At 66.5% G+C, this 11,602-nt stretch carries 12 protein-coding genes; 6 read left to right on the top strand and 6 right to left on the bottom strand.

The window, feature by feature from the left end:
- The first annotated feature begins 285 nt into the window (after positions 1-285).
- Positions 286-981 (top strand): invasion associated locus B family protein, encoded by a 696-nt coding sequence (locus CXR42_RS03150; RefSeq protein ID WP_103256042.1) that lies wholly within the window; start codon positions 286-288, stop codon positions 979-981.
- Positions 982-1,035: 54 nt separating this feature from the next.
- Here the strand turns inward: CXR42_RS03150 and CXR42_RS03145 are convergent, their stop codons facing one another.
- From CXR42_RS03145 to CXR42_RS03130, 4 genes are read right to left on the bottom strand one after another with little or no spacing between them, the layout of a single operon-like run.
- Positions 1,036-2,229 (bottom strand): beta-ketoacyl-[acyl-carrier-protein] synthase family protein, encoded by a 1,194-nt coding sequence (locus CXR42_RS03145; protein WP_103256041.1) that lies wholly within the window; start codon positions 2,227-2,229, stop codon positions 1,036-1,038.
- On the bottom strand, positions 2,226-2,492 hold the full coding sequence (locus CXR42_RS03140; RefSeq protein ID WP_245875324.1) for an acyl carrier protein: 267 nt from the start codon (positions 2,490-2,492) through the stop codon (positions 2,226-2,228). Before CXR42_RS03140 ends, CXR42_RS03145 begins: the two co-directional genes overlap by 4 nt.
- On the bottom strand, positions 2,493-3,578 hold the full coding sequence (locus tag CXR42_RS03135) for a UDP-3-O-(3-hydroxymyristoyl)glucosamine N-acyltransferase (RefSeq protein ID WP_103256040.1): 1,086 nt from the start codon (positions 3,576-3,578) through the stop codon (positions 2,493-2,495).
- A 31-nt stretch (positions 3,579-3,609) separates the two neighbouring features.
- The gene (locus CXR42_RS03130) at positions 3,610-5,214 is read right to left on the bottom strand and encodes a L,D-transpeptidase family protein (RefSeq protein WP_103256039.1); all 1,605 of its coding nucleotides are present in this window, start codon (positions 5,212-5,214) and stop codon (positions 3,610-3,612) included.
- Between the two features lie 334 nt (positions 5,215-5,548).
- Between CXR42_RS03130 and mepK the strand changes: the two genes are divergently transcribed.
- A complete protein-coding gene (gene mepK / locus CXR42_RS03125; RefSeq protein ID WP_103256038.1) occupies positions 5,549-6,118 on the top strand; it encodes a peptidoglycan L,D-endopeptidase MepK in 570 nt (189 codons plus the stop codon).
- A 168-nt stretch (positions 6,119-6,286) separates the two neighbouring features.
- Here the strand turns inward: mepK and CXR42_RS03120 are convergent, their stop codons facing one another.
- Together CXR42_RS03120 and CXR42_RS03115 are read right to left on the bottom strand one after the other, a co-directional pair.
- Positions 6,287-7,045 carry an RlmE family RNA methyltransferase gene (locus tag CXR42_RS03120; protein ID WP_103256037.1) on the bottom strand — a complete coding sequence of 253 codons (759 nt, stop codon included), beginning with the start codon at positions 7,043-7,045 and terminating at the stop codon, positions 6,287-6,289.
- Positions 7,042-8,196: a Ppx/GppA phosphatase family protein gene (locus CXR42_RS03115; RefSeq protein WP_103256036.1), complete on the bottom strand. Its 1,155-nt coding sequence runs from the start codon at positions 8,194-8,196 to the stop codon at positions 7,042-7,044. Before CXR42_RS03115 ends, CXR42_RS03120 begins: the two co-directional genes overlap by 4 nt.
- 272 nt (positions 8,197-8,468) lie before the next feature.
- Between CXR42_RS03115 and CXR42_RS03110 the strand changes: the two genes are divergently transcribed.
- From CXR42_RS03110 to CXR42_RS03095, 4 genes are all read left to right on the top strand, one after another.
- Entirely contained in the window at positions 8,469-8,771 is a 303-nt protein-coding gene (locus CXR42_RS03110) for a virulence factor (RefSeq protein WP_103256035.1), read from the top strand.
- Between the two features lie 43 nt (positions 8,772-8,814).
- The gene (locus CXR42_RS03105; RefSeq protein WP_103256034.1) at positions 8,815-9,732 is read left to right on the top strand and encodes a methylenetetrahydrofolate reductase; all 918 of its coding nucleotides are present in this window, start codon (positions 8,815-8,817) and stop codon (positions 9,730-9,732) included.
- 15 nt (positions 9,733-9,747) lie between these two features.
- Positions 9,748-10,728: a methyltetrahydrofolate cobalamin methyltransferase gene (locus CXR42_RS03100; RefSeq protein ID WP_103256033.1), complete on the top strand. Its 981-nt coding sequence runs from the start codon at positions 9,748-9,750 to the stop codon at positions 10,726-10,728.
- Between the two features lie 231 nt (positions 10,729-10,959).
- Positions 10,960-11,490 (top strand): eCIS core domain-containing protein, encoded by a 531-nt coding sequence (locus CXR42_RS03095; protein WP_103256032.1) that lies wholly within the window; start codon positions 10,960-10,962, stop codon positions 11,488-11,490.
- The last annotated feature ends 112 nt before the right edge of the window (positions 11,491-11,602 follow it).

Genomic DNA, 11,602 nt, shown 5'->3' with positions numbered 1-11,602 from the left:
GCCGCGCCCTTGAAAAGGCGCGGCTTTTTTTGCGCCCTGCAACCTGCGCCCCGCCACCAGAATCCCGTTGACCGCATCACGAATCCGCCGTAGCGTCCGGTTCCATGAAGTCGGCCAGTCCGACAGGGAGCAAAAAACGACATCCGAAAAGGGCCGGTCCTTCCGGCCCTTTTTCATTGGTCGCGGCGCCCGGCATAAGGGTGCCCATCATGCTTTTCGCACCTGACTTGGCCCGGTCGGCGTGCTAGAGACCGGCCAGCATATCGACCGAAGGAATTGTCTCGAATGGCAAAGACCACAACCACCGCGCTGACCCTCATCCTGGCGCTGATGTCCACCCCGCTGCTGGCGCAGGACGCCGAAGCCCCGGCCGAGGGTGAGGCTCCAGCCGCAGAGACGGCGGCGGAACCGACGGCCGATGCGGGCGGCCTCTCCATGGGGACCGAGGTTGGCGGCGACGGCGTGGGCAGCAACTACACGGCCGCCACGTTCGATGCCTGGGAGCAGCGCTGCGTCCGCACCGAAACCGGGGCCGATCCCTGCCAGCTTTACCAGCTTCTGAAGGACGAGGCCGGCAATTCGGTGGCCGAATTCACCATCTTCGGCCTGCCCGAAAGCGCCAACAGCCCCGCCGCTGCCGGTGCCACCTTCATCGCGCCGCTGGAAACCCTGCTGACCGCCGGGATGCAGCTGCAGATCGACACCGCCGCGCCAAAGGCCTATCCCTTCACCTTCTGCACCCAGATCGGCTGCGTCTCCCGGCTTGGCTTTACTGCTGAGGAAGTGGCCCAGCTGAAGAACGGCGCCAATGCGACGCTGACCATCGTCCCCTTCGTCGCCCCGGACGAGACGGTGAAACTTACCATGTCGCTCAAGGGCTTCACCGCCGGTCTTGATGCGGTGAACGCGGCCAATGACGCGGCAGATGCCGCTGCGGCGGCTGCGGCTCCGGCCGAAGGCGCAGCGCCGGCGAACGAATAACTCTGCCCTATGGGCAGCAGGGGCCGGCTCCGAAAGGGGCCGGCCCTTTCCGTTTCAGGCCCGCCGCAGCGCCAGCACCGCGTTCAGCCCGCCAAAGGCAAAGGCATTCGACAGCGCCGCTTCAACCCGCGCCGGCCGCGCAACATTGGCCACCACATCCAGCGCGCAATCCGGGTCCGGGGCCTGAAACCCGACCGTCGGCGGCAAAAGCCCCTCGCGCAGCGCCATGACGCAGGCAATCGCCTCCAGCGCGCCCGTCGCGCCAATGGCGTGACCATGCATCGCCTTGGTGGAACTGACCGGCGGCGGTGCCTCGCCAAAGACCGCCCGGAGCGCCCGCGTCTCGCTGCGGTCGTTCAGCAGCGTCCCGGTGCCATGCGCGTTGACATAGCCCACCTCCTGCGGCCCCAGCCCCGCATCCGCCAGCGCCGCCCGCATCGCCCGCGCGGCACCTTCGGGGTCGGGCGCGACGATGTCGCCCGCATCGGCTGTCATCCCGAACCCCGCCAGTTCCGCCAGCACCGGCGCCCCGCGCGCGCGGGCATGGTCCTCGGCCTCCAGCACCAGGACACCGGCCCCGTCGCCGATCACCATGCCCTTGCGGCCCAGCGAAAACGGCCGGCACATGTCGGGCGACAGCACGCGCAGCCCCTCCCAGGCCTTCACGCCGCCGAAACACAGCATCGCCTCGGACCCGCCCGCGAGCATCACATCGGCCGCCCCCGCCCGGATCTGCTGCAAGGCCAGCCCCAGCGCATGGTTCGCACTGGCGCAGGCGGAGGAGACCGACAGGACCGGCCCCCCCGCCCCATGCCGGATCGACAGATGCGAGGCGGCGGCATTGTGCATCAACCGCGGCACCACCAGGGGCGGCACGCGGTTCTTCCCCTCGGCGAACACCGCGCGATAGCTGTCCTCCCAGGTGCGGATGCCGCCAGCCGCCGTGCCCAGGATCACCCCGGCCCTAGGTCCAAGCGGGCCGACCAGCCCCGCCATCGCCAGGGCCTCGGCCCCCGCGACCAGCGCGTATTGCGTGACCCGGTCGTACAGGGCCTGCTCCGAAGGGGTAAACCGCCCCTCGTCCCAATCCCGGATTTCCGCGCCGACCCGGATCGTCAGCCGCTCCGCATCGCGGAACCCCAGTGGGCCGATGGCCGTCCGACCGTCCCGAAAGGCGGCAAAGGTTCCCGGCACGTCCAGCGCCAGGGCATTCACCGTGCCGATGCCGGTGATGACAACCCGCCTCATGTCGCGGCGATCAACCGTTCGACCCCGGCAACTATGCTGGGCACGCTAGAGAAATCGAAATCCGGCTGGTCGGGTTCGTTGGCGTTGAAGGGCACGCTGATGTCAAAGCGTTCCTCCAGCGCAAATATCGCCTCGACCTTGCCAAGGCTGTCCAGCCCCAGATCCTCGACCCGTGCCTCCGGCGCGACCTCACCCGGCGGCAACAGCAGTTGCCGCGCCAGAATCTCGATCACCGCTGCTTCGATCTCTGCCCGGTCCGTCACTCAGTCCGCCTCCGGCTCCGGTCCTTTTTCCAGCGCGGCAACCCGGCCCGCCAGTCGCGGCAGGCGGCGCAGCGCCTTCTGGATCTCGACATGCGTCTCCATCTTCACCGCCGGATAGCCCAGCAGGACGCGACCGGCCGGGGCGTTGGTAAAGATCTTTGTGGCCCCGCCCGCGATCACGTCATCGCCGACAAAGATGTTGTCATTGACCCCGCATTGCCCCGCCAGCACCACCCGGTCGCCGATCCGCGCGCTGCCTGCGATGCCGACCTGGCCGCACAGCAGACAATCGCGCCCGACTTGCACGTTGTGGCCAATATGGACCAGGTTATCCAGCTTGGTCCCCGACCCGATCACGGTATCCCGGATCGTGCCCCGATCAATGCAGACATTCGCGCCGATTTCCACATCATCCCCGATGGTTACGGCGCCAAGTGAATGGATCCGCGTCCAGGTCTGGTCCTTGATTTCCGCGCGGCTGCCCAAGGTCTCGCGGATCTCCTCGACCCCCGACTTTTCCGGGGTGACAAAGGAAAACCCATCCGCGCCTATCACCGCGCCCGGCTGGCAGATGAAGCGGTCGCCGATGGTGACCCGCGCCCCGATCCGCGCGCCTTGCAGGATCAACGCCTCGGCCCCGATCCGCGCGCCTTCCGCGATGGACACATGGCTTGCGATCCGTGCGCCCGGCCCGATCCGCACATCGCGGCCGATCACCACGAAGGGACCCACCGCCGCGCCCTCGCCCAGGCTGGCCGAGGGGTCGACCACCGCCAAAGGATGCACTCCCGGCGCAAGATCCGGCCCCGGATCAAGCAGCCGCGTCAGCCCCGCCATCGCCAGCCGGCCCCGTGGCGCGAAAATCGCCGCCTTCAGTCCCATCGCGCGCCAGTCGGCCCCCGGCCAGACCACCGCCGCCCGGGCCTGCCCCTTGGCGATCCCGTCGGCATAGCGCGGGTCCATCGCCAGCGCGAGTTGGTCCGGCCCCGCCGCCTGCGGCTCGGCCGCGCCGGTGACGCCCAGGTCCAGGTCGCCCTCGGCTTCGGCCCCCAGCGCAAGGGCAATCTCGCGGATCGTGTGGGGCATGTGACCTCCGGTCGGCTTTTCCCGCCCAGACTTACCCCTGAACGCCCGGCAGTTCCACCCCGGCCGCCGACAGCGCCTCGAACAGGGCAGCATCGCGGCCATAGACGTCGCGGCGATAGCTGATGCGCCCGCGCGCGTCGGGATAGGCGGTGAAATAGACCAGATGCACCGGAAGATGCTGCTTCAGCTTCACCGTGGTTTCCTTGCCCGTGTCCAGTGCCGTCTCGAACTCGCCTTCGGCATCGTCGACCTGCCAGGACAGCAGCTCATGCGCCAGGTCGAAGGGATCGGCCACCCGGATGCAGCCGTGGCTATAGGCGCGCACGTCATGGTCGAACAGGGATTTCGACGGCGTATCATGCAGGTAGATGTTGTGCGGGTTCGGGAACATGAACTTCACCTTCCCCAGCGCATTCGCGTCCGAGGGCGGCTGCCGCAACCCGTAAGGGAAGTTCCGCGCGTTGTAGGCGGCAAAGTTGACCGACCCCCGCGGCACCACGCGCCCGCGCCGGTCCAGCACCTGCAAATGGCCCACCGCATTGGGGTTCTTCTGCAAAAGCGGCAGGTATTCCTTGACGATGATCGACCGCGGCACCCCCCATGAGGGGTTGATCACCATATGCTCCATCTCGTCCGAGAATTCCGGGCTGCGCTGGTCGGGGACGTTCTTGCCGATCACCACCCGGGTTTCAAAGATCGTCCGGCCCTCGTCCAGGATCTTGGCCTTGAAGTCCGGCAGGTTCACCCAGATGTGCCGCACGCTGCGGTCGATGTGCATCCAGCGTTCCCGCTCCAGCGCGACGATCACCGACTGCAGCCGCTCTTCCGGGGCGCGGTTCAGCTCTTCGATCGTGCCCTCGCCCAGGACGCCATCGGCGACCAGCCCGTGGTTCAGCTGGAACCGCTGCACCCCAGCCTGCAACGCCCCGTCATATGCGGCCGAGGCGGTGGCGGAAAGATAGCCCATCCGCACCAGCCGGTCGCGCAGCGCCACGACCTCGGGCCCCGTCGCACCAGGTTCCAGGGGCACCATCGCCAGGGCCTCGCCCCAGCCACCGGCGGCGATCACGGCCTCCAGGTCCAGCTTCGCCTTCATCAGCTGCACATAGATCGGAGAGGTCGGCAAAAGGCCCGCCAGCACCGCCTGCGGGTCACCCCCGGCGATCCGCTGCAACAGAATCTGCGGCTCGGGGCGCGGGACATCGCGCAGGATGCCGCCGTCCACCTTGGTCGCGGTCAACGCGCCCGCCGTCAGGTCGCCGGCCCAGGCCAGATAGGCGCGCGTCAGCTCGACCTCGATCCGGCCGCGGTCCGCCTCGGTTTCGGCCGCGGCCAGCGCCGCCGTCAGCGCCGCCGCGTCATAGCGCGCCCGGGGCAGACCATGCAGGTCCGCCGCCGCCAACGCCGCGAGCAAAGCCGCGCGCCGTTCCGCATCCGCCGGGCCGGTCCAGAGTGTCCGGAATCCCGTCCCCCGGTACCAATCGGCAATCGCCGGCTCGCCCGAGGCGCTGGCGGCAAGGGACTGGGTAAAGGCCTGGGGCTGGGCTGCCACGGCGCCTGGAACCAGCGCGGCAAGCAGCGAAAGCGACAGCAGGGCGGACCGGACGCGGCTTCCCGGCACAGCACAGACAGACATTCAGCCCCCGTTCTCAATCACTTGGCGTTTGCCTCATCTAATCGTGAAAGCCGCGCCCCTGTCCATTCACAAACCCGTCGCTAAGGCCTTTGCCCCAAGCATTGTTGTGCATTTCGCGACAGTCCGGTCGAATTCGATGCACCGGAACCACAGTTGGCGGGTTTCGCCCGCGTTCAGCAAAAATTTGCCGATTCAAGGTGATGGTCGGAACCGGCGGGCAAACGGTGCTTGGGCTTCGATTCGACTTGTGCAATAACATCGCTGCACTTGGGGAAGAAGTTGCACGAGAGCTGCGCTAAGGCAGTCGAAGACAGCTACGGGGACAGGCGTTAGAATGACGGACAGCAAGCTTATCGGCGTTTCGCGGCGCGGCCTTCTTGGTGCCTTCGCGGCAACCGCCCTGGTCGCGGCACCGACCTATACCCAGGCCTTCGGGCTGCTCAAGGGCGCAGGCGACATCCGCCGCATCCGCATGTACTCGGGTCGAACCGGCGAAAGCATGGACACGATCTACTGGATCGAGGGTGAGTACATCCCCGAGGTTGTCAAGGAAATCAACCACTTCATGCGCGATTGGCGCACGGATGACACGACGAAGATCGATCTGCGCGCCATCGACATCATGGCGGCTTCGCACCGGCTGATGGATGTCAGCGAACCCTACATGCTGCTCTCGGGCTACCGCAGCCCCAAGACCAACGCGATGCTGCGCTCGAAGTCCAGCGGTGTTGCCCGCAACTCGCTACACATGAAGGGTCAGGCGGCCGACCTGCGGCTCAAGTCGCGCTCGGTCGGGCAGATGGCCAAGGCGGCCGCGGCCTGCGCCTCGGGTGGTGTCGGCAAATACTCGCGGTCGAACTTCGTGCACATGGATTGCGGCCCGGTCCGCACCTGGGGCGGCTGACCCCGGCACTTCGTGAAAACAGGGCGCCTTCGGGCGCCTTTTTCATTAGAATTTTCCCCATCTTTGGACGGATCGCCCCCCGACGAGAAGACGAAGTCGCACGAGGAGGCACAACCACCGCTCGTCGATGACTTCGTCACGCCTCGCTAGCGTCACACAAGCATGGCGTCACTCCGGCGCGTCGGACCCAACCCCGCCCGCGACCTCGCGCCCGCGGAAGCCCATCGCCACGACGAACTTTTCGGAACTGTCCGACCGGCTGGCGGGCGGCTTAACATTCGCCACCTTGCGGAAGTTGCGCTTCAGCATGGTCTGCATCTCGTTCTCGGCCCCGCCGGCCAGCACCTTGGCCACAAAGGTGCCGCCGTCCTCCAGCACGTCGAAGGCGAAGGCCAGCGCCGCCTCGACCAGCGCCACGATCCGCAAGTGATCGGTCGCCTTGTGCCCGCTTGCAGCCGCCGCCATGTCCGACATGACCACATCGGCCCGGCCACCAAGCCAGCCCTTCACCTTTTCGTCCGCGTCGTCGGCAAGGAAATCCAGTTGATGAATCTCGGCCCCCGCGATCGCCTCCACCTCTTGCAGGTCCACGCCCAGCACCGTGCCCTGCGGCTTTTTCGGGTTCTGCCCCAGCGCATTGACCCGCGCCACCGCCACCTGGCACCAGCCGCCCGGCGCGCAGCCCAGGTCCACGACCCGCGCCCCCGGTTTCAGAAAGCCATAGCGGTCGTCCAATTCCAGGATCTTGTAGGCCGCCCGGCCGCGATAGCCCTCGCGCTTGGCCTGCTGCACATAAGGGTCGTTCAACTGCCGCTCCAGCCACAGCGTCGAGGACAGCTTGCGTCCCTTGGCAGTTTTCACCCGCACCCGCAGTTCGCGCTGGCCCCGGCCTGAGGTGTTCTTGCCCGAATTCGGCTTGTCGTTCATGTGTAGGGCCCGTCTTCCAGCACGCCATCCGCGCTCATCTGCGCATAAAGAAGCCCCTCCCTAAGCCCCCGGTCGGCCACCGACAAGCGGTCCGTGGGCCAGATCCGCATCAGAGCCTGCAGGATCGCCGCGCCCGACATGATCAGCGAATGGCGGTCGCGACCGATCCGGGGGTCGGTCCGCCGCCCCTCGGGCCCAAGCGCCAGATATTCCCGGATCACCAGGTCGATCTGGTCGCTGGTCATCTGCAACCCGTCGACCTTGGTCCGGTCATAGCGTTTCAGGTTCAGGAAGGACGCAGCCACCGTCGTCACCGTGCCCGAGGTGCCGATGATCTGAAACCCTTCGCGCGGGTTCTGCGCGTTATAGGGGCTGAAACTGGCCAGGTTCTCCTCGAAGAACCAACTCATCAGCGCAAACCGCGCCGCGTCGTCGTCCACGTCGATGAACTGGTCCTTCAGCGTCGCCACCCCCAGGGGAACGCTGATCCAGTCCACCACCCGCGCCACCGCGCCCTCACCCTGCGCGTCAAAGCCCATGTGCAGCCGCATGATCGCCCGGGCCCGATCCGCTGGGGCCACGGCAGAAAGGTCGATCCACACCAACTCGGTCGATCCGCCGCCGATATCCACCACCAGAAGCTGCTCGGTCGAGGCATTGACCAAAGGCGCGCAAGAGATCACCGCCAGCCGCGCCTCTTCCTCCGGAGTGATGATCTCCAGCGCCAGCCCGGTCTCGCGCCGCACCTGGCGCAGGAAATCGCGCGCGTTGCGGGCCCGACGGCAGGCCTCGGTCGCCACCAGCCGCATCCGGCGCACGCCGTTCTTCTCCAGCTTCTTTTCGCAAATCCGCAACGCCTGGATCGTTCGCCCCATTGACGAGCGCGACAGCCGACCCGTCGCCTCCAGACCGACGCCCAGCTGGACGGTCTTGGAAAAGCTGTCGACGATCACGAACTGACTGCCCTTGGGCTGGGCAATCAGCATCCGGCAACTGTTGGTCCCAAGGTCAAGCGCCGCATAAAGCGGGGCCGACCCTGGGTCGGAAAGGGCCGACGGGTCATCTGCGCGGGAGACGGTTGCCGCAGCATCCCTGGGCGTCTCGACCGGCGCGTCAGTCGCGTCCGCCCTTTGGGGACGCTCGGGCGTCATATCCGCCCTCCATCTGTGGTTATCGCCAAAACTAGTCGCCTTCGCCCCCCCGCGCAAGCGCAGGATGCCCGGGCGTCGGCACGTTCGACGCCGCGCATGATCTGCATGAACATTCTTCGCACGCCCTCCCATCGCCTGCCGGCCCCGACCGTGCTAAGCGATCGCGGCAGGGCGGCGGGTCGCATCCATCGCTCGCCATGTCGAAATCCGACACTGCCTGTCGGGATCGCACGACTATCTGTTGGGGCAACCAGTCAAAGGGAATCACCGCAATGGCCGAGATCACCGTCGTCTACTGGCGCGACATTCCGGCACAGGTCATCGTCGGCAAGGGCCGGCGCGGCTCCAAGGTGCAACTGACCGAGCGTTTCGAACAGGCCATCGACCGCTGCGCCATGAAGATCGGCGCCAAGGACGCGGACGCCTATCTTGCCGAATGGCGCAAGGTCGTCGTCGCCGACCTCGACGGCGAGCCGGACACCATCGCCGCAGACTATGCCGCAAAGCTTGAGGCCGAGTTCGACACCGCCCGCCTGAAAACGCTGATCGACGCCGAAGGCTGGGCCAAGGCCTGACCTCATGACCCTCCCCCCGCCTTCCACCCTCAAGGAGACCGTGATGGCCCTGTTCAATTTCCGCCGCAAGGAAGAGGCCGCCCCCACCACCGGGTCGCTGGAGACCTTCCTCAAGGGCTACTCGATCGAGGTCATGCCCCGCACCGCCGAAAAGGTGGACAGCTTCCGCGACATCCTTCCCACCGGCACCCGCGTCTACATCGCCCATATCGACGGCACCCCGATCGAGGACATGGTCGCGACCGCCAAGCGCATCGGGGACGAAGGCTTTGACGTGATGCCGCACTTTCCGGCGCGGATCATCAAGGACCGGGCCACGCTGCAGGACTGGATCGCGCGCTACAAGGACGTGGGCGTCCAGCAGGGCCTGCTCCTCGCCGGTGGTGTCGCGCAGCCCGTGGGCGACTTCAGCACCTCGATGCAACTCCTTGAATCTGGTGCCTTTACCGGCTTCAAGCGCCTGCACGTCGCAGGCCACCCCGAGGGCAACAAGGACATCGACCCCGATGGGTCCGACCGCATGGTCATGGAAGCCGCCCGCTGGAAATCCGCCTTCACTGAGCGCACCGACGCGCAGATGGCCATGGCCACCCAGTTCTGCTTCGAGGCGAAGCCGGTGATCGACTGGGTCAACCGCCTCGCCGCCGAAGGCGTCAAGCTTCCCGTCCACATCGGCATCGCCGGCCCGGCCAAGCTGCAAACGCTGATCAAGTTCGCCATCGCCTGCGGTGTCGGCCCCTCGCTCCGCGTGCTGCAAAAGCGCGCGATGGACGTGACCAAGCTCCTCCTGCCCTACGAGCCGACCGAGATCCTGGAAGGCCTCGCCGCCCACAAGGCCGCGAACCCGGGCTTCGGCATCGAACAGGTCCATTTCTTCCCCCTCGGCGGCATCAAGACCAATGCCCAGTGGGTCACCGAAAACGGCGGCGCCTCGGGCGTTCCGGCCTCTGCCACCGCTTAAAGGAAAGTATAAAGAATGACCCGTACCGTCATAGAATCCAAAACGAAAACCGTCATCATCGGCTTTGACGAGCCCTTCTGCGTGATCGGCGAACGCATCAACCCCACCGGCCGTAAGAAGCTGGCGGCGGAACTGGAAGCCGGCAATTTCGAGACGGTCATCAAGGACGCGCTGGAACAGGTCGCCTGCGGCGCAACGGTCCTTGACGTGAACTCGGGCGCGGTCTTCACCAACAAGATGGCCACCGACCCGCGCTACGCCGACAACAACTTTGTCGAGCCGCCCTTGATGAAGGCGCTGATCGAAATCATCCAGCAGACCGTCGACGTGCCGCTCTGCATCGACTCGTCGGTCCCCGGCGCCCTGGAATCCGGCCTGATGGCCTGCGAAGGCCGCCCGCTCCTGAACTCCGTGACCGGCGAAGAGCACCGCCTTGAACTCGTCCTGCCGCTGGTGAAAAAGTACAACGTGCCGGTCGTGGCGATCTCGAACGACGACACCGGCATTTCCGAAGACCCTGATGTCCGTTTTGCCGTCGCGAAAAAGATCGTCGAACGCGCCGCCGATTTCGGCATCCCGGCGCATGACATCGTCGTCGACCCGCTGGTGATGCCGGTCGGTGCGATGGGATCGGCGGGCCAGCAGGTCTTCGCCCTCGTCCGCCGCCTGCGCGAAGAGCTTGGCGTGAACACCACCTGCGGCGCCTCGAACATCTCCTTTGGCCTGCCGCACCGCCACGGCATCAACGCAGCCTTCCTGCCGATGGCCATTGGCGCCGGCATGACCAGCGCGATCATGAACCCCGTCCGCCAGCAAGAGATGGAAGCGATCCGCGCCGCCAACTTCCTGATGAACCATGACGCGAACGGTGGCGAATGGATCCGCTTCGCCAAGGTCCTGGAAGCGGTCGAAGGCGGCATGACCTTCGCCGAAGCCTCCGCCGCCGCAAGCCAAGCTGCCGCCGGTCGTCGCGGCGGACGTCGCGGCCGGTCCTGACCCGATAGACCTGCCCCCGTTCAAGGGGGCAGCCTTCCCCCATTTTCTGTCCCCAAATATCCCCGCCGGAGGCAACCCCGAGCGGTTTTGCGTTCTTCACGCAAAACCGCGAGACAAAAGCCTTGCGCGGCACGCGCTCAATTTCAAAGGCACCCCGCGCGCCGGTCACCTTTGCGGCACCGGACCCCGGCCCCCGTTGCAGCCGATCCCGCGCCTTGGCACCCTGCCCTCATGCCGCGCCGCCTTGCCCTCGCCCTCTGCCTGCTCGCCGCCCCCGCCTTGGCGCAAGACCCCAGCCTGCCATTGCGGGCGACCGGCCGCATTGCCCTGGAAACCGGCTTCGACCTCGCCGCTGCCGCGCTTGCCAATGCGCTGGTCCAGTCCCGCGACGCCGCCTGGGCCGCCGGCACCCAGCCGATGCCGCCCCAGATCCGCCAGGCCCTTCTCGCCTGGTATCCGGCTGATCTTCTCGACAGCATCGAATACCGCACCGGCATAGCTCAGGATGCCACCCTCCAGTCCCTGTCGATCCGCTACGGCGAGGCGACCGCCGTCGCCACCATCGACACGATCACCTTCGCCAATCCCTGGAACGCCGAAAACAACATCGCCCTCTGGGCGCATGAGGTGGAGCACATCGAACAATTCCGCCGCTGGGGCCTGATGGGCTTTGCGCAGCGCTACGTCCGCGACCATCACGCGGTCGAAGCCGAGGCCTACGCCATCGGCGCCAGGGTGAAAGCCCTCCACGGCGGCGGTTGAGCGGCGCATTTCCTTGTCGCCTGCGGTCCCGAATCCAGATGAACAAAACCTTAACGTCCGCAAGCAAGCCTTTGTCTTTGCGTAGTTATCCCGATTTGTCCACCGTGGACAC

Source organism: Tabrizicola aquatica, from assembly GCF_002900975.1.
Classification (GTDB): domain Bacteria; phylum Pseudomonadota; class Alphaproteobacteria; order Rhodobacterales; family Rhodobacteraceae; genus Tabrizicola; species Tabrizicola aquatica.
Note: the sequence above shows the minus strand (reverse complement) of the source record. Positions and strands in the feature narration are given on the sequence as shown.